The sequence below is a fragment of the Nocardia asteroides genome (genome assembly GCF_900637185.1).
GTDB classification, from domain to species: Bacteria; Actinomycetota; Actinomycetes; order Mycobacteriales; family Mycobacteriaceae; genus Nocardia; species Nocardia asteroides.
The window spans coordinates 5,964,830-5,986,172 of sequence record NZ_LR134352.1 but is presented as its reverse complement, the minus strand read 5'-3'; the positions used below and the strand labels follow the sequence as shown (position 1 = coordinate 5,986,172).

Below are 21,343 nucleotides of genomic sequence, written 5' to 3'. Positions count from 1 at the left end.
ACGAAAGGGCGGTCTCCTCGGGGAGGCCGCCCTTTCGTTTCATCCGATGCTGCCGAAGATGTCGAAGCAGCACCAGCCGCCGCGGAACCACTGGCGGATCAGTTGCCACAGGGACGGGTAGGTGCCGTCGGCGTGGCGCAGGCGCAGGCCGAACGAACACTTGCCGATCGTCGTGCGGGTGTACCGCTGGACCACGGTGCGGTGCAGGAAAGACGCGCCGAGCCAGGCGGCGATGCCGTAGAGGACGGCGGTGGTGCCGGTGGCGACGTACCAGGCGGTGACGCCGATCGCGGCGTGCAGCGCCATGTCGATGAGGAAGGCGGGGATCACCCCGGTCTCGCCGTCGTCGGAAGTGCGTCCGGTGAGCGGGAATTCGTCCCGGGGGCGCTGCGGAAGCGCGCCGTCGGCACGGACGAAGGTCAGTCGACCGTCGGCGTCGCGCTCGTAGCCGCCGGTCCGCTCGGAGCGCCGGGTGGGTGTCGTCGTGCTCATGTGGCCCAGCGTGGCCGACCCCGCTTAACAACCACCGGGTGCCGGCCTTGCCGTGGACGTTCTACCGCTGGGGGCTGCGAATCTGGCGTCCCACCCGCACATCGGCATCGGGTGCACGCTCAACTGGTGGCGGCGATCGCCGACGGCACGATCGAGGCGCACGATGTCGGCTGGGTCTGAGCCCGCCGGTGGGCACCACCGGCCCGCTACCGGGGAAGGGCAGCGGGCCGGTGACGCGTTCAGCCCGCTGATCCGGTGGACCAGGGGAATCCCGAGGCGGAGCCGCTGCCACCGTCGGCGGGCAGCTCGGCGCCGGCGGATCCGGGCCGGTGGACGCGGACGGTGACCGGCGCGGTGCCGTCGGCCACCACGGTGACCACCCTGGCCCCGGCGGGCGAGGTGACGTGACCGCCGGTGACCCGCACGTCGTAGCCGTCGGGCATGGCCAGGTCGGACACGTAGATCTCGGTGGGCGCCGACGCCGTGCCGGGGCGGTAGCGGTAGGCGAAATCGCCTGTCGCCGAGTCGAACACCATCGCCTCCGGGGTACCCGCGGTGGCGCGCGGGTACGTGCGGACCAGTTCGCGGCCGAGCTCACCCCGGAACGGATCGCCGTCGGTGCCGCGGTAGTGCCAGTAGTGCCAGCCGACGAAGCGTTCGTCGGCGCGGGTGGTGGTGTTGCGCAGCACCGCCGGGTCGCCGTCGCCGAATTCGGTGACCATCGTGGGGATGTCGGTGCGGCCGGTGAACGCGTCGATGTTCGACCAGGTCTTGTCCTGCTGCACCGGGCACACCGCGCGCAGTTCCTCGGGCAGGCCGAGGTAGATGGCCAGCTGGCTGGGGATGCAGTAGTCGTGTGGGGAGAACACGATGTTCGGGCTGGTGATCGGCGGATTCTTGCCGAGGTGACTCGGCATGGTCTCGTTCCAGGTGACATTCGGCTCCCAGAACACCGGCACCGCGCCGTTGCGGGCCCGCACCGCGTCGGTCAGCCGCTGCAGGGCGCGCTGGTACTTGGCGTCGAAGTCGGGACAGCCGTTCGGGAAGCAGGTGAGAAACGCTGTGCCGGGCCAGGGTTCGTTGAGCAGTTCGATGCCGAGCACGCCCGCGCGCCCGTTCATCCGCTCGGCGAGCGCGCCCAGCGCCGTGCCGAGATGGTCGAGGACGCCGTAGGTGTTGTTCCAGACCTCGTCCCACCCGGCGTTCATGCTCGGCATCAGGTAGTACAGCGGGAAGCCGGGATTCGGCTCACCCTCACCCGGCCTGGCCCGGATGGCCCATTCGGGAAACCCGTTGCCGTGCCAGATCTCGGACAATCCGTCCTGGTGATTGTCGAGCAGGGTGTAGATCCCGTGCGCGGCAAGGGTATCCACCACCGTCTCCACGCGATCGAGGTAGGCCGTGTCGACGACGCCCTTGGTCGGCATCAGGGCGTCGAAGGACACCCCGAGCCGCACGGTGTTGAATCCGTGCCGGGCGAGCAGTGCCGCCGCGTCGTCGTCGAGCGCGAAACCGTCACCGGCCTGCAGGTACGGCGCGTCCTTGTCGACGGTGTTCACCCCGTGCAGCAGCACCGTTCGCCCGTACCCGTCGACCAGCGCGGCCCCCTGCGCGCGCAGCGGTGTGAGCCCGGGCTCGGCCGCCACCGCTCCCTGCGCACCCCCGACCATCATGCCCAGGACCAGCGCCACGGCGACACCTACCCGCCCGGCTCGCAGCGATCGCCCGAGCCGCCGAATCCCCGCTACCGCCATGCGTTTCCCTCGATCCCGCGAAGTGGACAGGTGTTCATTTGAACGCTTGTCCAGGTCTTGGCGGGAGACCATAGCGGCACCACCCGGATGTGGTCAAGGACACAGATCCGGGTGGTCGCACCCGTATGGCGGCGGTCAGCGCAGGGCGGGGACGACCTCGCGTTCGAAGAGCTCGATGCCGGAGGTGTCGTAGGCGGCTTCGGGGAAGTTGAGGATGGCGTAGTCGAGGCCGAGATCCTTGACCGCGCCGAGGCGTTCGATGATCTGTTCGGGGGTGCCGACGGCGGCGCTGGTGCCGAACTGCTCGTGCACGCGGGCCTTGGCCTCGTCGGCGCCGAGGAAGGGGGTGTAGCGGTCGATCACGGCGGAAAGGCGTTCCTGGACTTCGGTTTCGGTGCTGCCGACCACCGCGTTGAAATTGGAGGTGCGGGTGATGGCGCTGAAATCGGTGCCCACCTCGGCGCAGTGCTCGCGCAGGATTTCCGACTTGTGGGTGAACTCCTCGGGGACGCCGCTGAAGTTGGTGTAGTCGGCGTACTTCGCCGCGATGCGCAGGGTCTTCTTCTCGCCGCCGCCCGCGATCCAGATCGGGATGCCGTTCTCCTGCAACGGCTTCGGGTGCACGATGGCGTCGTCGACCTGGTAGTACCTCCCGTCCAGGGTGGCCCGGCCGGTTCGCCACGCCTGCCGGAAGATCTGCACGCCCTCGTCGAGCCTGCCCAGCCGCTCACCGGCCGACGGGAACCCGTAACCGTAGGCGCGCCACTCGTGTTCGTACCAGCCGCCGCCGATGCCCATCTCCACCCGGCCGCCGGAGATCAGGTCGACGGTGGCGGCGACTTTGGCCAGGTAGGCGGGGTTTCGGTAGCTCATGGCAGTACACATCTGGCCGAGCCGGACGCGGGTGGTGCTGGCCGCGAACGCCGACATGAGCGTCCACGCCTCGTGGGTGGCCTCGTTCGTCGGCACCGGCACGGTGTGGAAGTGGTCGTAGACCCAGATCGACTCCCAATCGCTGCCCGTGTCGAACCGCTGGGCCAGTTCGCGCATCACCGCCCACTGGTCCGCCGGTTCGATGCCGACCAGGTCGAGCCGCCAGCCCTGGGGGACGAAGATGCCGAACCGCACGTGATTCTCCTCAGTGTGTCGATCGAACCGAATGTCGCGGCACCTCGCACCGCGGCTGCCCTGCCCACTTTCCCGACTGCCGCGCACCGAGGCAAGCATTGGACGCGCGCCGCGCTGAATCCTGGACCGGCGGATATTCGCTTGTCACCGACCACCGTCACGGTCATGCTGGCACGGGTATGAACGATATTCGACGACCACGCCTCGGCGTGGATTTCGGCCGGGTCATCCAGGGGGCGGCGCTCACGCCGGGTACCGCGGACACGGTCTTCCTCTCCGGCGGTTACGCCGAGGCCATGCGCACACCACCGACGCCCGGCGCCTTCGAGGTGCTGGCCCGGCTCGTGCCCCGCTTCGGCGGGCAGGCCTGGGTGATCTCCAAGTGCGGCCCACGGATCGAGGAACGCACCAGGCAGTGGCTCGACCACCACGACTTCGCCGCCCGCACCGGCATTCCCCGCGAGAATCTGCGCTTCTGCCGCACCCGCGCCGACAAGGCGCCGCACTGCGCGGAACTGGGCATCACCCACATGATCGACGACCGGCCCGACGTGCACCGGGCGCTGCGCGCGGTGGTGCCGCGGCTGTACCTGTTCGGCGCGCAGGCCGAACCGGCGCCGGACTGGCTGTGCCACACGCCCGACTGGCCTGCCGTCGAACGGATGATCGGCGCCGATCTGGACGCGGCCGGTCAGGCGCCCGGTTCGCCGTAGCTGGCGGCGATGTCCTTCGAGCTCGGCCACCGGCTGTAGGTCGGCGACTGCGGCCAGCCCTCGGGGCTGTCCTGCCATTCCTCCTGGCGGCCGTAGGGGAGCGCGTCGATCAGGCCGAAGGTGTAGGCGAGCTGTTCGGTGCCGCGGCCGTCGGTGTGCCAGCTGCGGTAGACGGTGTCGCCGTCGCGCAGGAAGGTGTTCACCGCGAAACCGGCGCCGGGGCCCGCGCCCATGTCGGCGCCGAACGGGCTGTCGTGGGTGGAGTACCAGGTCATGGTGTTGCCGACCCGCCGCTTGTAGGCGAGGGCCTCCTCGATCGGGCCCTGGGTGACGATCACGAACCGCGCGTCGTAGGCGGCGAGGAAGTCCAGCCGGGCGTATTGCGCGGTGAGGCCGGTGCAGCCGGGGCACTGCCAGGTGTTCCCGTCGGTCCACATGTGGTGATAGGTGATCAGCTGGCTGTGCCCGTCGAAGACCTCGGCCAGCGAGACATCGCCGCCGTCTTCGGCTTTCAGGGTGTAGGGCGGCAGTTCCACGGCAGGCAGGCGGCGGCGCTGCGCGGCGACCGCGTCGAGTTCGCGGGTCGCGGCCTTCTCGCGGATCCGGAGCTTGTCGAGTTCGGCCTGCCAGGTGTCGCGGTCGACGATGGCCGGGAGTGCGGTCATGGTGGTCCCCTCAATGTGTACGGCGTGCACATCTGCTATGTTCACACCGTAGACTTCAGCGGACGGGAGTGCAAGGGTTGGCCTACCATCACGGCGATCTCGCCGCGGCGCTGATCGATGCCGGGCTGGAGATGACCAGGTCCGGCGGCCCCGAAGCGCTCACGATCCGTGCCGTCACCCGCAGCGTCGGCGTCACCCCCAATGCCGCCTACCGGCACTTTCCCGACCGGCTGGCGCTGCTGCGCGCGGTGTCGGCCGCCATCGAGGCCACTATGGCCGCGGGCATGGCCGCCGGCCGCGAACCCGCGGCGCCGCGCGAGAGCTTGCGCGCGGTGGGGCTGGGCTATATCGCGTTCGCGCTGGCCGAGCCGGGCTGGTTCGCGGTGGCCTTCTTCGGTGCGGGTGACACCTCGCCGGACTCGGTTCGCGACTCGCCCGCCTATCTCGCCCTGGCCGACGCGCTCGACATGATGGTCCACGTCGGCGAGCTGGACCCGGCGGCGCGCGCGGCCGCCACCTGGAGCTGCTGGTCGACCGTGCACGGGTTCGCCGAGCTCGCGCTGCGCGGCCCGCTGCGGCATCTGGAGCGCGCCGAACTGTGGCGGCTGGCCGAGCGGGCGGTCGACACCGTCATCGCCGGACTGCCACGCGAGGTGTGATCGAGATCACTGTGACCAGTGGTACGCCTGCGTCGAGATGAAACCTCTGGGCTTCGCATGTATTCTGCAGGTGGAAGGGTGTGCCCGGTCGGGTACTCCGAGCGATCTGCACGGCGATGGCCTGCAGCGGCGACGAGGAGGTGGTGTTGCGATGCGCAGCGAACCCCCCAGTCGAAGGCCGCGCGGCGTCGCCCCTTCGTCCTCTCACTGAATTCCGGCCGATCCGAGTCGGCTGTGCGTGACGGTCGTGGCGGTGGACGCCCGCGGTGTGCACCACCGTTTCCCGATCCACTCTCGTAGCATCCCCGCGGTCTTGCCGCGGGCATGCGCGTTGTCGCGCCAGAGGACTGTCCCATGTCGCAGATCGACCTCGTCGAAGCCCGTCACGTAACCGCCGATTCCGCTGTGCCCGAAGCGGATTCGCCGCGCCTCGACACGAACAAGGGCGTCGAGGACCATGCGGTGACCGAGGCGCTGGAGATCCTGGCGGAATCGGTGCGCCACCTCGTCGAGACCCACCGGGTCGACGGCGCCATGAACTGGCTCGACAACCGCCCGCCGCACGTCATCGCCGACGCGCTGGCCCGGATGGACGCCGTGCAGGCCGGTGTCGTGTTCCGCCTGCTCGACAAGGATCGCGCGATCACCGTCTTCGAGGAGCTCGAGCCGGTCGACCAGCAGCAGATCCTGCAGGGCCTGCGCGAGAAGAGCTTTCGCGACCTGGTCGAGGCGATGGACCCCGACGACCGGGCCCGCATGTTGCACGAGGCGCCGGCCAAGGTGGCCAAGAAGGTGCTGGCCGGGCTGAGCCCGCGCGAGCGCCGGATGACCGCCGCGCTGCTCGGCTACCCCGAGGGCTCGGTCGGTCAGTACATGACGCCGGAAGTCGTCGCGCTGCCGGACAACCTGACCGTGGCCCAGGCGCTGAGCTGGGTGCGCGCCAAGGGCGGCAACGCCGAGACGGTGTACACGCTGCCCGTGGTCGACCGCGGTCGCAGGCTCACCGGCATCGTCGAGCTGCGGGAGCTGGTGCTGCACGCCCCCGACGCCATGGTGTCCGAATTGGTCGTCACCGAACCGGCTTTCGTGCGCGCCACCGACTCCGCGGAGAAGGCCGCCCGCCTGATGAGCTCCACCAACGACATCAACCTGGTCGTGGTGGACAGCGAGGACCGGGTGGTCGGGCTGCTCACCATCGACGACGCGATGGAGGTGCTGGAGGCGGCCGACAGCGAGGACGTCGCCAAGCAGGCGGGCTCGGCGCCCTGGGAGGGCCACTACATGGCCGCCAAGGTGTTCCAGCTCGCGCGCTACCGGGCGCTGTGGCTGATGCTGCTGCTGTTCGCCGCCACGCTCACCGTGAGCGTCACCGACATCTTCTCGGCGACGCTCGAGCAGGCCGCCAGCCTGGCGCTGTTCATCCCGCTGCTGATCGGCGCGGGCGGCAACGCGGGCGCGCAGGCCGCGACCGCGTGCGTGCGCGCGCTGGCCGTCGGCGAGGTGCGGGTCTCGGACCTGTTCAAGGTGATCTGGCGCGAATGCCGGGTCGGCCTGGTGCTGGGCAGCATGCTCGCCGCGGCGGGTCTGCTGATCGGCACGCTGTTCGTCGGACCCAAGGTGGCCGTGGTCGTGGCGATCACGCTGGTGATCATCTGTGGCTGGGCCGCCACCATCGGCGGCACGATGCCGTTGCTGGCCAAGAAGTTCCGCATCGACCCGGCCGTGGTGTCGGCGCCGATGGTGACCACCCTGGTCGACGCGACCGGGCTGATCATCTACTTCACCACCGCCAAGCTCGTGCTCGGAATCTGAGCGTGCCCCGAGCGTGCCTCCGCTGGCCTGGCCGAACAGGGTCCGGACCGGCCGGTCGGCTGGTATCGTCACGCCGCGATTGATTCGGCGAGCGGTCGAGGCGGATGGGGGCGCGATGATGTGGTCGAGGGTGTTCGGCGCCGGCGCCGGTGTACTGGCGGTGACGGCCGTCCTGGTGCTGGCGCCGGGGACGGCCTCTGCCGGACCCGCCGATTCGTCGTCTGGCGCGACCACCTGGCTGTGTCACCCCGCCGCGGGCGGCGACCCGTGTGATCTGCCGCTCGACACCACCGACCTCGGCACCGGCGAGGTCAGCGCGCCCGCTTCGGTCGCCGAGGCCGACAAGCCGGTCGACTGCTTCTACCTGTATCCCACGGTCAGCAATCAGGTCGCCCTCAACCAGGATCCGGTGGCCCAGCCCGAGGTACGGTCGATCGCGACATATCAGGCGGCCCGGTTCTCGAACCTGTGCCGGGTGTTCGCGCCGGTCTACCGGCAGGCGACCCTGCCCGCGCTGCCGCTCGCACTGGCGACTGGTGTCGATCTCACCCAGCCCGGGTACCAGGACATCGAGAACGCGTGGAACGAGTACCTCGCGACGGAGAACCACGGTCGCGGCGTTGTCATCATCAGTCATTCCCAGGGCACGCTGATGGCGCGCAGGCTCATCCGTGAGCACATCGATGGTGATCCCGCCCGGCGGTCGCTGTTGGTGGGTGCCCTGCTCATGGGTGGCAATGTGACCACAGCGCGGGGGAGTACCACGGGCGGGGACTTCACCACGATCCCGGTGTGTTCGCGGCGCGGTGAGTACGGCTGCGTCGTTGCCTATTCGGTGGCCCAGCAGGATCCGCTGTTGTCGTTCTTCGGCAATGCCGAGTTGAGCTTGATCTCGATGCGGTGGGGGTTGCCGTACGGGCCGGGCTACCAGGTCGCCTGTACCGACCCAGGTCTGCTCAGTGGTGACTACGGGCCACAACCCGTCACGGTGCCGACGGCACCGTACGCCTTCGGCATCATCTCGATCCTGCTGGGGTACACCACTCTCCCCGCGGCGCCGCCGCACTCGGATTCGTCGTGGACCTCGACCGCGACTCGCGGCACCGGGCAGTGCCGGGAACGCGGCGGATACAACTTCTACCAGCTCACCACTGCCGGCCCGGATCGGGTGAACGAGATCCCGCTGTTCGAATCGCATCTCGTCGACATCAATTTCGGCTACGACCGGCTGGTCGCCATCGCCGCCGAGCAGGCAGGGAACTGGGCCGCGGCGAACTAGGCGCCGGTTCAGGGGAACAGCGTCAGCGCCCGCGCCATCACGTCCCGGGCGACGTCGTCGGTCGACGCGACCACCTCCACGATGGGGACGCGCCGGCCGAACGCGGTCGATTCGGCGGGCAGCTCGGGGCCCACGGCGGCGGTGTAGATGGGAATCCTGCTGTCGTACACCGAGACCGAGCGATGTACGGTGCGGCCGTCGAGGTGTTCCTCGGTGCTGTTCGCGGCCAGGTACTCGGGCACCCGGTACTCGTAGCCGACAGTGATCTTCTCGCCCCGGTAGCCGAACAGGCACTGGGTCAGGCGCTGCTCGTCGCCGGGTACGGCGCCGTCGAGTTTCGCGCGGACGGTGCACGGGTCGGCGCCGAGCAGCACGGTGGGGACGGTGTCGGGGGAGGTGCCCTGCGGCGGGGACTGGCGCCAGCGGTCGATCATGCCGGGCATCAGCTCGTCGGCGACGGTGCACGGGTTGCGGCCCGGGGTGGACAGGCCGAGGTAGAAGGCGGCCCCGGCCGGGAAGGCGGCGGTCGCGCCGCAGGCGCGGGGTTCACCCGCGTCGCGGTCGGGGACCAGGCGCACGGTGACGTCGCCGAGCTGCCTGGTCACCCCGCGCCCGCCCGGCGTCAATCCGGGCAACAGGGTGGCGTGCCAGGTGAGCGTGCTGCCCTCGCCCGGGGTGGCGCTGCCGAGGATCGCCCGGCACGAATCGAGGCCGACGGTGACGCCGGTGACCTCACCCAGCGGCGCCAGCGCGTCGCGCGGCAGCACGGCGCACACGTCCACCTGACGGGTCGCCTGGGCCACCGCGTCGCGCCCGGCCTGGTCGCCGGGCACCTGCGACCAGAATTCCGGTGGCGGGGCGGGCATCAGCGGGGCCGGTGGGGGCGGGAGTGTGGCGTAGTCCGGGCTCGTGCCCTCGTCGTCGCCGCAGGCGGCGCAGAGCAGCAGCGCGGTGGCGGCCAGTGCGATCCTGCGGTCCATGAGCACCCCTGTCCTCGATCGAACCGGGCCCGGACGCACGCCCGACCACCGAGTCTGCCCGGGAGGGCAACCCGGCCGCAAACATCTCGTGCCGGTCGTTCCCAGAACGTTGTGACCGTCTCGGCCTCAGCGCAGCAGGGGCAGCGTCTCGCGCATGACGAGCTCCGCGACGGCCGAGTCGGCGGTGACCGAGACGGTCGGTACCCGCGGGCCGAGCAGGGCGTCGGCCGGGTCGGCGGCGAGCGCGGGACCGACCACCGCGGACAGCGAGGCGATGCCCGGCTGGGCGCCCGCGGTGTCGAATCGGTAGACCTGTCTGGCGCCGACCGTGAAGGCGGGCAGGTCGTCGCGGATGGAGCTCTCGGTGCTGTAGTCGTAGGTGATGATCGCCTCGTGGTCCCGCACGGTCAGCAGACAGGTGGTGACCCGCTGGCCTGCCACCGGCACCGTGACCCCGAGCAGCGGTGCCACCGCGCACGGGTCGGCCCCGGTGACGACGGTGCGGTCGGAATCGGGCGAGGTGCCCCGCGCCGGTTCCCCGCGCCACTCCACCAGCGCGATCCGCAGCAGCGCTTCGGCCGTAACACACGCGTCCTGTGGCGCCCGCACGCTCAGCGACAGGTCGGCGCCGGAGACGAACCGCGCCCAGGCCTGGCAGCTGCCGCGGACCTGCGGATCGGCCGAGGCCGGTGACTCGTCGTCGAACAGCACCCGCACATCGCCCATGGCCTGCTCGGTGACCGGCCCGTCCGTGATCGGCTCCGTGGTGAAGGCCACCCCGGTCGCCCAGGTCGCGTCGATGCCGGTGAGGTGCCCCTCGACGTCGATTCCGGCCCGGCACTGATGCGGGTCGGTGTTGTCGATCTCGCGCACCGTGCCCAGGCCCGCCAGCGCGGCGCGCGGCAGCAGCGCGCACACGTCGAGGGCGCGCACCTTCCGCAGCACCGCCAGCTTCTCCTGATCGGAGATCGCCGCGGTGGACCAGAACCCGCCCGTCGGCATCGAATCGGGCGCCTGGGCGCGCTGGCAGGCGGCCACGGTGACGGCCGCGAGGGCGAGCAGGATCAACCGGCGCACGTGATTCCTCCGGGAACAGGTCGGTGGCGGCGCGCGGCACGGTCTCGACCGCGGCCCGGTCCCTGCCGAACACCTCGATGGTGGGGACCTCGGGACCGAATGTAGCCGAGCCGCCGAAAGCGGCTGTCGCCGTGCGGGTCCGGAGACGGCGCACCGGCATGGACGAACCCCATGACCCGGGCGCCTGTCCGGAGATGGCCGCAGTTCGCCGGGTGTCCGGAGCGAAAGCGGAGCCGGGTGCGCGGTGGTCCGGTTCACGTCGCGGGATCGGCGCGGTGCGCATGGGGCGAATCACTGGCGATGCGATGGTGGCCGTGCGGCGCGCGTGCCGCACAATAGGGGCCGCGCGCGTGTGCGGTCGTCCGGTCGATCCGGGCGGGTTCGGCACGCCGCAACACAAGCTGTTGTGTTGGCGGGAGTTGTCACCCACTACGAGTAGTGTTCACGGTGAACGGGCTCGCGCACTGCGGCGGTGCGGGTAAACGGTGGAGGCAGAAAGGTGTGGAGGCGGAATGAAGCTCATCGATCGGGTAAGCGCCATCAACTGGAATCGGGTGCCCGATGAGAAGGACGCCGAGGTCTGGGACCGCCTGACCGGCAACTTCTGGCTGCCGGAGAAGGTGCCGGTGTCCAACGACATCCCCTCCTGGAACACCCTGACCCCCGACGAGAAGCAGCTCACCATGCGGGTCTTCACCGGCCTGACGCTGCTCGACACCATCCAGGGCACCGTCGGCGCGGTCTCGCTGATCCCCGACGCGCTCACCCCGCACGAGGAGGCGGTGTACACCAACATCGCGTTCATGGAGTCGGTGCACGCCAAGAGCTACAGCTCCATCTTCTCCACCCTGTGCTCGTCGAAGGAGATCGACGAGGCGTTCCGCTGGTCGGAGGAGAACCGCAACCTGCAGCGCAAGGCCGAGATCGTCCTGTCGTACTACAACGGCGAGGACCCGCTCAAGCGCAAGGTGGCCTCCACGCTGCTGGAGAGCTTCCTGTTCTACTCCGGCTTCTATCTGCCGATGCACTGGTCCTCTCGGGCCAAGCTCACCAACACCGCCGACATGATCCGCCTGATCATCCGGGACGAGGCCGTGCACGGCTACTACATCGGCTACAAGTACCAGAAGGGCCTGGAGCTGGTCTCCCAGGCCGAGCGCGACGAGCTCAAGAACTACACCTTCGAGCTGCTGTTCGAGCTCTACGACAACGAGGTCGACTACACCCAGGACCTCTACGACGAGGTCGGCCTCACCGAGGACGTCAAGAAGTTCCTGCGCTACAACGCGAACAAGGCGCTGATGAACCTCGGTTACGAGGGTCTGTTCCCGAAGGACGAGTGCGAGGTGAACCCGGCGATCCTGTCGGCCCTGTCGCCCAACGCCGACGAGAACCATGACTTCTTCTCCGGCTCGGGTTCCAGCTACGTCATCGGCAAGGCGGTCAACACCGAGGACGAGGACTGGGAGTTCTGACCGGATCGCATCCCGACGACGGCGGCGCACCCTGTTCGGGTGTGCCGCCGTCGCTCATTGCCCCCGTTTGCGCCAGCGCAGCGGCGGCATGCCGTAGCGGCGGTGGAAGGCGCGGTTGAACGCGGCCTCGGAGTGATAGCCGACCGCGCCCGCGATCCGGCCCACCGGTTCCGCGGTGGCGGCGAGCAGGTGGGCGGCGTGTTCGAGGCGGCGGTCGGCGACATAGGCGCCGGGTGGCTGACCGAGCAGCCTGCTGAACCGGTCGGTGAAGGCCGAGCGGGAGAGCCGGGCCAGCGCCGCCAGTTCGGCGACCTGCCACGGGTGGTCCGGGCGGTTGTGGATCGCGGTGAGGACCGGACCGAAGGCGGGGTCCAGCGCCGCGGTGAGCCAGCCGGGGACGGGCGTGTCACCGGCCGACCAGGCGCGCAGCGCGTGGATGAACAGCAGGTCGAGGATGCGTGAGATCATCACGCCCGCACCGGGTCTGGCGTCGGTCACCTCGACCACGAGCAGGTGCAGGCTCACCGTCAGCCAGTCGCGCTCGGCGCCGGCCCGGATCAGCACCACCGGCGGCAACACCGATAGCAGCGGGTCGGCGATCACCTCCTCCACGTCGAAGGTGCCGGTGATCCAGCGCGGTGCCGCCGGATCGGCCAGTTCGGCGACGCGGCGGAAGGTGTCGGCGGTGCTGAGCCCGCGTTCGGCGGGCACCGGCGTGCCCGCGCCGAGCACGTGCCGGTCACCACGCGCCAGCAGCGCCATATCGCCCTGGCGCAGGGTGTGGGTGTCACCGTCGACGTGGAGGTCGACGTCGCCGCGTTCGGCGATGTGCAGCAGCCGCAGACCGGGCGGAACGGCGATCGCGAAGGGCACGGGCGGAGCGCAGCGGACGAGCCGGTCGCCGCGCAGGCGCACGGTGTGCAGGATGTCGGACCATCTCATGGCTGCGAAGCCGACAGTTGTTCTGGTCCATGGTTTCTGGGGTGGTGCCGCGCACTGGGCGAAGGTGATCGTGGAGTTGGACCGGCGCGGGTACCCGGCGCTGCACGCGGTGGAGAATCCGCTCACCTCGCTGGCCGACGACGCCGAACGGACCAGGAAGATGGTGGCGCAGGTGGACGGCCCGGTGCTGCTGGTCGGCCATTCCTACGGTGGCGCCGTGATCACCGAGGCCGGTGACCTGCCCAATGTCGCGGGACTGGTGTACGTCGCGGCCTTCGCGCCCGACGCGGGGGAGAGTCCCGGCGCGATCAGCGAGCAGCACCCGCCCGCCGCGTTCGCGAACATCGCGCCCGATTCGGACGGCTACCTGTGGATCGCGCGGGACAAGTTCCACGAAAGCTTCTGCCAGGACCTGACTTCCGAGGAGGCGCTGGTGATGGCGGTGACGCAGAAGGCGCCGCTGGGCTCGACCTTCGGCGACACCGTCACCGCGCCCGCGTGGAAGGTCAAGCCCACCTGGTACCAGGTGTCGACCGAGGACCGGATGATCCATCCGGACAACGAGCGGCGGATGGCCGCGCGGATGAACCCGCGCAAGATCGTCGAACTCGACGCGAGCCACGCCTCGCTGGCCTCCCAGCCGGGCGCGATCGCCGACCTGATCGACACGGCGGCACTCGACGTCGCGAGCTGACCCGGCTACCCACCCCGGCGGCGAGCGCGAGAAAACCGGGCCGGGGCGGGACGGGGTCCGTAGCGTCGGTGCCATGAGCGACGAGATCTTCCCGTTCCGTATCGAAGTCGACGCGGCCGAACTGGCCGAGCTACGGCGCAGGCTGGCCGACACGCGCTGGCCCGCGCAGCAGCCGGGCGCCGAGTGGAGTCGCGGGGTGCCGGTGGCCTATCTGCGGGACCTGGCCGAATACTGGCGCACCGGCTACGACTGGCGGGCCGCGGAGGCCGAGCTGAACGGGTATCCGCAGTTCGTCACCGAGATCGACGGGCAGCGTGTGCATTTCCTGCATGTGCGCTCGGCGCGGCCGGACGCGACGCCGCTGCTGCTCACCCACGGCTGGCCGGGGTCGGTCGTCGAATTCCTCGACGTCATCGGCCCGCTCACCGATCCGGGCGCGCACGGCGGCGATCCCGCCGACGCGTTCCACCTGGTGATTCCGTCGCTGCCCGGCTTCGGCTTCTCCGGGCCGGTGCGCGAAACCGGTTGGGACGCGGCCAGAATCGGCCGGGCCTGGGTCGAGCTGATGCGGCGGCTCGGCTACGAGCGCTACGGCGCGCAGGGCGGCGACTGGGGCGCGTTCATCACCCCGGAGGTGGCGCGCGCCGGGGGCGACCGGGTGATCGGCGTGCACGTCAACGCCGCGACATTCGGTTTCCTGCCGTTCGGTCCGGTATCGGACGCGGACAAGGCCACCATGACCCCGGCCGAGCTGGCCCGGCTGGACCGGCTCGCGCTGTTCAAGGGCGAGGGCAACGGCTACTTCCGGATCCAGTCGACCCGCCCGCAGACACTGTCCTACGGGCTGCACGATTCGCCGGTCGGGCAGCTGGCGTGGATCGTCGAGAAGTTCAAGGAATGGACGTTCCCGGCCGACGGGCTGCCCGAGGCGGCGGTGGATCGGGATCGGCTGCTCACCAATGTGATGTTCTACTGGCTCACCGGCACCGCCGGATCGTCGGCGGCGCTGTACTACGAGTCGATGCACTCCCGGTCCTGGCCGAGCACCCCGCTGACGACGCCGACGGGGGTCGCGGTCTTCGCCGAGGATCTCGCGATCCGGCGCTACGCCGAGCCCAACGCGCACATCGTGCACTGGTCGGAGTTCGACCGGGGCGGCCACTTCGCGGCGATGGAGGCACCGGACCTGCTGGTCGGCGACATCAGGGCGTTCTTCCGCGCGCTGGGCTGAGTCAGCGGTCCCACGGGGCGCGCAGGCCCGGGTCGTCGAAGGCCGCCGCGGCCGCCCGGTACAGCCGGGAGATCCGGTGCTCGACGGTGGTGCGGTCGGCTTCGGTCAGGTCGGCCTGATCGAGGCGGGCCGCGGCATTGGCGACGGCGTGGAACACCAGTGTCGGCGTGCCGTCGATGATGTCGGCGACCGGGAATTTGTAGTCGGCCTCGGTGGCGGGATTGCCGCCGGGGCGCCGGTAGAGGTAGACGCTGGCGAGCTTGCGCGGGTCGCCCTTGGCCCATTCGAGGGCGTCGTGCTCGGCCCGGTGCCCGGTCCACTCGCGATCGCGCGGCGCCCACGGCAGATCCAGGTCGGCGGCGTTGTCGGATTCTGGAGCCATGTTCCCTCCTACGGTGGCGCCGTAGCGACGGCGCCCGAGTCGTGGAGCAGTGCCAGCCATGATAGCAATGGGCCTGCTACCAGCGGTTTGCCCAAGGAAATCGGGGTTTCCGAGCCGACGGCTTCCCGATGTAATCGGTGCATGACCGCGATCGGACAGCAGGCCACCCTCGGGACGATCCTCGGTCGCGGTGGCCCCGGACTCGCCCTGGTGGACGGGGACGAGCGCTGGACCTACGACGACCTGTCCGCCACGGCCAATCAGCTCGCCCGCGAGCTGATCACCCACGGGGTGGGCCCGGAGACCGTGGTGGTGCTGGCCCTGCCACGGTCGGCGCGGCTGGTGCGCGCGGTCTGCGCGGTCGCGGCGACCGGGGCGGCGATCCTGCCGGTGGACCTGCGGCAGCCGCAGGCCCGGCGGCGCTACCTGCTGGCCGACGCGGGCGCCGCGATCGGCATCACCACGCGGGCCCTGCTCGCCGATCTGCCCGCGTGGATCACCTGGCTGGTGCTGGACGATCCGGAGCTGACGGATCGCTGCGCGGGCCGCTCGCCGGCCGCGCTCACCGACGCCGACCGGCTGCGCCCCACCCACCTGGATCAGCTCGCCTACGTGCTCTACACCTCCGGGTCGACCGGTGCGCCCAAGTCGGTCGCGGTGACCCATCGCGGCCTGGCGCCGCTGGTCGCCGAGATCTCGGCGCGGCTGGGTGTCCTCGACGGCGCCCGCGTATTGCAGGTCGCCTCAACGGGTTTCGACCTGTTCGTGCAGGAGCTGCTGCTGACCTTCGCGCACGGGGCGACCGCGGTGATCGTGCCGCCGGAGATCACCGGCGGCGGTGAGCTCGACGAGCTGATCGCGGGACAGCGGGTGACGCACGCGGTGCTCACCCCCGGTGTGCTGGCCACGCTCGAGCCGACGCGGCACGCCGGCCTGCGCGGGGTGGTCGTCGGCGGTGACGTCTCGGATCCCGCGCTGGTGGCGCGCTGGGCGCCGGGCCGGACCTACGTCAACAGCTACGGCCCGACCGAGACCACGGTGTTCGTGTCGGGCGCCGTGCTGGACGCGGACGGGCCGGTCGTGCTCGGCTCGGTCTTCGACGGCTGGACCGCGCTGGTCCTCGACGATCGGTTGCGTCCGGTACCGGTGGGCGAACCCGGTGAGCTGTATCTGGCCGGACCCGGTGTCGCGCGCGGCTACCGGAACCGGGCGGGGGCGAGTGCCGCGCGCTTCGTCGCGGCACCGTGCGGTCCGCCGGGCACGCGGATGTATCGCACCGGCGACCTGGTGCGGCTGCGCCGCGGCGCGGCGGAGTCACTGGAGTTCCTGGGGCGCACCGACTTTCAGCTCAAGGTGCGTGGCATCCGGCTCGAGCCGGGCGAGGTCGACGCGGTGCTCACCGGGCACGAGACGGTGCGGTCGGCGATCACCGTCGGCCGGGAGAACCCCGCGGGCGCGCTGGTGCCGGTGAGCTATGTGTCGGCGGAACCCGGCCACGTGATCGACCTCGCCGCGCTGCTGACCCACGCCCGGGTCAGGCTCGCGGCGCACGCCGTCCCGGCGGCGGTGGTCGTACTCGACGCCTTGCCGTTGACGCCGGTCGGCAAGGTCGACCGGGCGGCGCTGCCCGCACCCGTCTTCGCCACGGGATCGGCTGCGGCACCGACGGATTCGACGGAACGCCTGATCGCCACCATCGTCGGCGGCCTGCTCGGCATGCCCTCGGTGGGCCCCGACGACGACTTCTTCGCCCTCGGCGGGAACTCGCTGCTCGCCGCCCAGCTGGGCGCCCGGCTCGCGGCGGCGACCGGTAAGCAGGTGCCGGTGCGCACCGTGTTCGACGCGCCGACCGTGGCCCGGCTCGCGGTGGCGGTGCGCGGCCTGTCGAAGGCCGCGCCGTGGCCGCCGGTGACTCGCCGGACCCGGCCGGATCCGCTGCCGCTCGCCCCGGCGCAGCGGCGGCTGTGGGTGGTGAACCGGATCGACACCCGGTCGCCGGCGGACAATATCGTGCTGGCGGTGCGGTTGCGCGGACCGCTGTCGGCCGACGCGCTGCGGGCCGCGTTCGACGATGTGGTCGAGCGGCACGAGCCGCTGCGGACGCGGTATCCCGACCGCGACGGGACCGGCGTCCAGCACGTGGTGCCTGTCGAGGAGGCGCGCACCGCCCTCGTCCCGATTTCGCTCCGGCCCGCAGCGCTGTCCGGCGCGCTGGCCGACTTCGGTGCGGCCGGTTTCGATCTCACCACCGAACTGCCGCTACGGACCGGGCTGTTCCGGCTCGGCGAGCAGGAGTACGTGCTCGCTGTCGTCGTGCACCACATCAGCGCCGACGGTTGGTCGCTGCGCCCGCTGCTGCGTGATCTGCTCGGCGCGTACACCGCCCGGCGCGACGGCACCCCGCCCGCGTTGCCGCCACTGCCGGTGGCCTACGCGGATTACGCACTGGCACAGCGGGATCAGCTCGCCGACGAGGCCGCCACCTTCGACGGTCAGCTGCGGTACTGGCGCGCCCGGCTGGCCGGGTCGGCGCCGCGGATGGAGCTGCCGGTCGACCGCCCGCATCCGGCGGTGGCCTCGGGACGCGGTGCGGTGGTCGGGTTCTCGTTCGACGCCGAGCTCAGCGCCGCCCTGCGCCGGCTCGCGGTGTCGCACGGCGCGACCCAGTTCATGGTGGTGCACGCGGTGTTCGCCGTCGCGCTGGCGCGGTCCGGCGCGGGGGAGGACGTCGTCATCGGCACCCCGGTGGCCGGGCGCGGCGGTCCCGAACTGGACGACCTGGTCGGCATGTTCGTCAACATGGTGGTGTTGCGCACGAGTGTCGGTCTCGCCCAGTCGTTCTCGGCGCTGCTCAGCCGGGTCCGCGATCTCGACCTCGGCGCACTCGCCCACGCCGACCTCCCGTTCGAACGGGTGGTGGAGGCGCTCGACCCACCGCGCACCCGGGCGCATCATCCGCTGTTCCAGGTGGTTCTCACGGCGGCCACCGAGGCGGGGCCCCTCGAGGCGGCCGGACTCCTCGTCGAGCCGCTCGAACCCGCCGATACACCGGCGAAATTCGACCTCCAGCTCACCCTGTCCGACCCTGCGGCCGACACCATCGGCTTGGCACTCACCTATGCGACGGACCTGTTCGATCGGGCGACCATCGTCCGGATCGCCGACACCCTCGCGCGGATCGCGCGCGCCGTCGCCGTCGACCAGTCGGCACCGGTGGGCGACATCGCCCTGGTCGACCCGGCCGGCACGGTCCCGCCCTCCACCCGTCCGGACCACCGGACCCTCGACGACCTGTTCGGCATCGCCGCGCACCGGCATCGGAACGCGGTGGCGGTGCGCGCGGGCGAAACCACCCTCACCTACGCGGAACTCGATGCCCGCAGTGCCGCGCTGGCCGCGGAACTCCGCGCCTACGGTGCCGGCCCGGAGCGGCGGGTGGCCGTTCTCGTCCCGCGCTCGGCCGAGCTGGTGGTGGCGATCGTCGCGGCGGTGCGCAGTGGTGCGGCCTATGTGCCGGTCGATCCCGGATATCCGCGCGAACGGATCGACTATCTGCTGGGTGATGCGCGGCCCGTCTGTGTCATCACCGAGGGGCTGAATGTCCAGCGGTGCGGCGAGATATTGAGCACCTCGCGGAGCGCTGAGGTACGGAGCGGCCCGGGCAGTGCTGAGGGGGTGGTCGGCATCGGCCGCTTGTCCGGAGTTCGCGCCGAGAACGTCGCGTACGTCATCTACACCTCCGGTTCCACCGGCGCACCGAAAGGTGTCGCGGTGGAACACCGACAGATCGTCGCGCTTCTCGAACGAACCCGGCGCCTGCTGTCGGTGCGTGCCGACGACGTGTGGGCGCTGTTCCACTCGGCGGCCTTCGACTTCTCCGTCTGGGAGCTGTGGGGCGCGCTGACCACCGGTGCCACCCTGGTCGTCGTCGATCATGACACCGCCCGCGCCCCCGAACAACTCCGCGAGCTCCTGGTCCGCGAACGAGTGACGATCCTCGGCCAAACCCCCTCGGCCTTCGCCGGACTCGATGAAGCCGATGACCGCACCATCGGCGGCGCCCGCGCCACCAGCGAGTCCGGTGACGCTCGTGCCTCTTATCGTGCCGACGAGACCGGCGAGGGCGGCGAGGCGGTTGGTGTCCTCGACACTGCCGCCACCCACGTCACGGACGGCGTTCGGAAGGCCGGTCATGCTCGTGTCTCCGGTGGTAGCCGGGTTCACGGCGGCGCACTTGCGCTGCGGTGCATCGTGTTTGGTGGTGAGGCTCTCGAGCCGCGTAGGCTCGCGGGCTGGCTGGAGCGGTATGGGGCCGAGGGGCCGCGGCTGGTCAATATGTTCGGGATCACCGAGACGGCTGTGCATGTCACTGCGGCGGCCATGACCGAGGTGGCGGGTGTGCGGGTGGGGAGTCCGATCGGGCGGCCGCTCGATGGGCTGGATGTGCAAATTCTCGATCGGCGGTTGCGGCCGGTGCCGGTGGGTGTCGTCGGTGAGATCTATGTGGCGGGTGCCCAGGTGAGCCGGGGCTATCTGGATCGACCCGGGCTCACCGCCGCGCGGTTCGTCGCGGACCCGGACGTGCGGGGTGGGGTGCGGTACCGGTCGGGGGATCTCGGGCGGTGGAACGCCGAGGGCACTCTCGAGTATTTCGGGCGGGCTGATCGGCAGGTCAAGATTCGCGGGTATCGCATCGAACCGGCGGAAGTCGAAGTGGCGCTGCTGGATTGCCCCGGTGTGCGGGCGGCGGCCGTGGTCGTTCGCGACGACGCGGCGACCGGTCGTCAGCTGATCGGGTATGTGGTGCCCGGTGACGAGACGGTGACCGGGCCCGAGGTGCGGGCGCGACTGCGGGACCGGCTGCCCGATCATCAGGTGCCCGCCGCGGTCGTCGTCATCGACGGGCTGCCGTTGACCGCCAACGGCAAGCTGGACCTCGCCACCCTGCCGGACCCGGACTTCGGGTCGACGGCGTATCGGGCGCCGCGGGGTGCGGTCGAGCAGCGCATCGCGGCGGTGTTCGCCGAGCTGCTCGGGCGCGAGCGGGTCGGCGCGGACGACTCGTTCTTCGATCTGGGCGGCAACTCGATGATCGCGACGCGGCTGGTGGCGCGCCTGCGGGACGAGCTCGCCGCCGAGATCGCCCTGGTGTGGCTGTTCACCGACCCGACTCCGGCGGGATTGGCCCGGCACCTGGCCACCGAGACCGCCGACGACGAATCCGCACTGGCGCCGGTGCTGGCACTGCGCGGCCACGGCAGCGGCGCGCCCCTGTTCTGTGTGCACCCGGTGGTCGGGTTGGCCTGGAGTTTCGCCGGGCTGTCCGGCGCGCTGGACTGCCCGCTCTACGGCATCCAGTCACCCGCGATCGGGGAAGATCTGGCGCAGCCGGAATCGCTGGACGCGCTGGCCGCCGACTACGTGGCGCGGATCAGGGCGGTGCAGCCGCACGGACCGTACCGGCTGCTCGGCTGGTGTGTGGGCGGCGTCATCGCGCACGCCATGGCGGTGCGCCTGCGGGACCTGGGTGAGCGGGTGGAACTGCTGGCCATGCTCGACTCCTTCGTCGGCGATGTGGGCTACCGCAACGACGTGCCGGTCACCGTCGGCGATCTGCTCGGCCAGTTCGGCACCGAGCACGAACTCGATACGCCCGTCACCGATTTCACGGCCGACGACGCCGTCGCCCTGGTGTCCACGCTGCCCGGCCCGTTCACCGTGCTCACCGAGGAGCGCGTGCGCCGGATGTTCGCCGGCATCCTGCACGCGCAGATCATCGGTGCCACCCACCGCCCCCGCGTCTTCGACGGCGACCTGTTGTTCTTCACCGCGGGCCGCGACGACCGCGGCGCGGGCCGGGCGGCGAGCGGATGGCGCCACCACATCGCGGGCACCATCACCGACATCGCCGTCGACGCCACCCACTGGGACATCACCGGCGCCCGCGCCCTGGAGACCGTCGGCCCCGCGCTGGCGGCCGCTCTCGCCGACCCGCCGCAGCGACGGGCGTGCTGACGATGGTCACGACCAGCCTGCGAGACCGTCGGCCCCGCCTTGGCC

16 protein-coding genes are annotated in these 21,343 nt (G+C 70.9%); 8 read left to right on the top strand and 8 right to left on the bottom strand.

Translation table 11 applies throughout. The features are described from left to right. Positions 1-39: 39 nt before the first annotated feature. From EL493_RS27790 to EL493_RS27780, 3 genes are all read right to left on the bottom strand, one after another. Positions 40-492 (bottom strand): RDD family protein, encoded by a 453-nt coding sequence (locus EL493_RS27790; protein ID WP_019048452.1) that lies wholly within the window; start codon positions 490-492, stop codon positions 40-42. A 239-nt stretch (positions 493-731) separates the two neighbouring features. After that, the gene (locus EL493_RS27785; protein ID WP_019048451.1) at positions 732-2,183 is read right to left on the bottom strand and encodes an endoglycoceramidase I; all 1,452 of its coding nucleotides are present in this window, start codon (positions 2,181-2,183) and stop codon (positions 732-734) included. 198 nt (positions 2,184-2,381) lie between these two features. After that, positions 2,382-3,374, bottom strand: coding sequence for an LLM class F420-dependent oxidoreductase (locus EL493_RS27780; protein WP_019048450.1), 993 nt, complete (start codon positions 3,372-3,374; stop codon positions 2,382-2,384). Between the two features lie 179 nt (positions 3,375-3,553). Here EL493_RS27780 and EL493_RS27775 point away from each other — a divergent pair, with 179 nt between their 5' ends. After that, positions 3,554-4,087, top strand: a complete 534-nt coding sequence (locus tag EL493_RS27775; protein WP_036836516.1) for a hypothetical protein — start codon at positions 3,554-3,556, stop codon at positions 4,085-4,087. Here the strand turns inward: EL493_RS27775 and EL493_RS27770 are convergent. After that, on the bottom strand, positions 4,066-4,752 hold the full coding sequence (locus tag EL493_RS27770) for a DUF899 domain-containing protein (RefSeq protein WP_019048448.1): 687 nt from the start codon (positions 4,750-4,752) through the stop codon (positions 4,066-4,068). The genes EL493_RS27775 and EL493_RS27770 overlap by 22 nt on opposite strands. Positions 4,753-4,829: 77 nt before the next feature. On the opposite strand from EL493_RS27770, the gene EL493_RS27765 reads away from it, so the two are divergent. The 3 genes from EL493_RS27765 (at position 4,830) to EL493_RS27755 (ending at position 8,502) form a co-directional block, all read left to right on the top strand. After that, positions 4,830-5,411: a TetR/AcrR family transcriptional regulator gene (locus tag EL493_RS27765; RefSeq protein WP_019048447.1), complete on the top strand. Its 582-nt coding sequence runs from the start codon at positions 4,830-4,832 to the stop codon at positions 5,409-5,411. A 354-nt stretch (positions 5,412-5,765) separates the two neighbouring features. After that, positions 5,766-7,223 carry a magnesium transporter gene (mgtE, locus tag EL493_RS27760; RefSeq protein WP_019048446.1) on the top strand — a complete coding sequence of 486 codons (1,458 nt, stop codon included), beginning with the start codon at positions 5,766-5,768 and terminating at the stop codon, positions 7,221-7,223. 115 nt (positions 7,224-7,338) lie between these two features. Then, positions 7,339-8,502 carry a DUF3089 domain-containing protein gene (locus EL493_RS27755; protein WP_019048445.1) on the top strand — a complete coding sequence of 388 codons (1,164 nt, stop codon included), beginning with the start codon at positions 7,339-7,341 and terminating at the stop codon, positions 8,500-8,502. Positions 8,503-8,510: 8 nt separating this feature from the next. Here the strand turns inward: EL493_RS27755 and EL493_RS27750 are convergent, their stop codons facing one another. Then, positions 8,511-9,482: a hypothetical protein gene (locus EL493_RS27750; protein ID WP_019048444.1), complete on the bottom strand. Its 972-nt coding sequence runs from the start codon at positions 9,480-9,482 to the stop codon at positions 8,511-8,513. A gap of 126 nt (positions 9,483-9,608) precedes the next feature. Continuing rightward, positions 9,609-10,559, bottom strand: a complete 951-nt coding sequence (locus tag EL493_RS27745; RefSeq protein ID WP_019048443.1) for a hypothetical protein — start codon at positions 10,557-10,559, stop codon at positions 9,609-9,611. Between the two features lie 512 nt (positions 10,560-11,071). Between EL493_RS27745 and nrdF the strand changes: the two genes are divergently transcribed. After that, positions 11,072-12,034, top strand: a complete 963-nt coding sequence (gene nrdF, locus EL493_RS27740) for a class 1b ribonucleoside-diphosphate reductase subunit beta (RefSeq protein ID WP_019048442.1) — start codon at positions 11,072-11,074, stop codon at positions 12,032-12,034. A 54-nt stretch (positions 12,035-12,088) separates the two neighbouring features. On the opposite strand, the gene EL493_RS27735 is transcribed toward nrdF, so the two are convergent. Continuing rightward, a complete protein-coding gene (locus EL493_RS27735) occupies positions 12,089-12,976 on the bottom strand; it encodes an AraC family transcriptional regulator (protein WP_019048441.1) in 888 nt (295 codons plus the stop codon). Here EL493_RS27735 and EL493_RS27730 point away from each other — a divergent pair. Continuing rightward, positions 12,975-13,670: an alpha/beta hydrolase gene (locus EL493_RS27730; RefSeq protein ID WP_019048440.1), complete on the top strand. Its 696-nt coding sequence runs from the start codon at positions 12,975-12,977 to the stop codon at positions 13,668-13,670. The genes EL493_RS27735 and EL493_RS27730 overlap by 2 nt on opposite strands. 73 nt (positions 13,671-13,743) lie before the next feature. Then, complete coding sequence (locus tag EL493_RS27725; RefSeq protein WP_019048439.1) at positions 13,744-14,901, top strand: epoxide hydrolase family protein; 1,158 nt, start codon at positions 13,744-13,746, stop codon at positions 14,899-14,901. Position 14,902: 1 nt separating this feature from the next. Here the strand turns inward: EL493_RS27725 and EL493_RS27720 are convergent, their stop codons facing one another. Beyond that, positions 14,903-15,283, bottom strand: a complete 381-nt coding sequence (locus EL493_RS27720; RefSeq protein ID WP_019048438.1) for a hypothetical protein — start codon at positions 15,281-15,283, stop codon at positions 14,903-14,905. A gap of 141 nt (positions 15,284-15,424) precedes the next feature. Between EL493_RS27720 and EL493_RS27715 the strand changes: the two genes are divergently transcribed. Next, positions 15,425-21,298, top strand: a complete 5,874-nt coding sequence (locus EL493_RS27715; protein WP_019048437.1) for an amino acid adenylation domain-containing protein — start codon at positions 15,425-15,427, stop codon at positions 21,296-21,298. The last annotated feature ends 45 nt before the right edge of the window (positions 21,299-21,343 follow it).

Bases quoted from the DNA above. Each gene is read 5' to 3' on its own strand.
- nrdF (WP_019048442.1), top strand. From the start codon at position 11,072: ATGAAGCTCATCGATCGGGTAAGCGCCATCAACTGGAATCGGGTGCCC.
- EL493_RS27755 (WP_019048445.1), top strand. From the start codon at position 7,339: ATGATGTGGTCGAGGGTGTTCGGCGCCGGCGCCGGTGTACTGGCGGTG.
- mgtE (WP_019048446.1), top strand. From the start codon at position 5,766: ATGTCGCAGATCGACCTCGTCGAAGCCCGTCACGTAACCGCCGATTCC.
- EL493_RS27770 (WP_019048448.1), bottom strand. From the start codon at position 4,752: ATGACCGCACTCCCGGCCATCGTCGACCGCGACACCTGGCAGGCCGAA.
- EL493_RS27775 (WP_036836516.1), top strand. From the start codon at position 3,554: ATGAACGATATTCGACGACCACGCCTCGGCGTGGATTTCGGCCGGGTC.
- EL493_RS27725 (WP_019048439.1), top strand. From the start codon at position 13,744: ATGAGCGACGAGATCTTCCCGTTCCGTATCGAAGTCGACGCGGCCGAA.
- EL493_RS27750 (WP_019048444.1), bottom strand. From the start codon at position 9,482: ATGGACCGCAGGATCGCACTGGCCGCCACCGCGCTGCTGCTCTGCGCC.
- EL493_RS27730 (WP_019048440.1), top strand. From the start codon at position 12,975: ATGGCTGCGAAGCCGACAGTTGTTCTGGTCCATGGTTTCTGGGGTGGT.
- EL493_RS27720 (WP_019048438.1), bottom strand. From the start codon at position 15,283: ATGGCTCCAGAATCCGACAACGCCGCCGACCTGGATCTGCCGTGGGCG.
- EL493_RS27715 (WP_019048437.1), top strand. From the start codon at position 15,425: ATGACCGCGATCGGACAGCAGGCCACCCTCGGGACGATCCTCGGTCGC.
- EL493_RS27790 (WP_019048452.1), bottom strand. From the start codon at position 492: ATGAGCACGACGACACCCACCCGGCGCTCCGAGCGGACCGGCGGCTAC.
- EL493_RS27735 (WP_019048441.1), bottom strand. From the start codon at position 12,976: ATGAGATGGTCCGACATCCTGCACACCGTGCGCCTGCGCGGCGACCGG.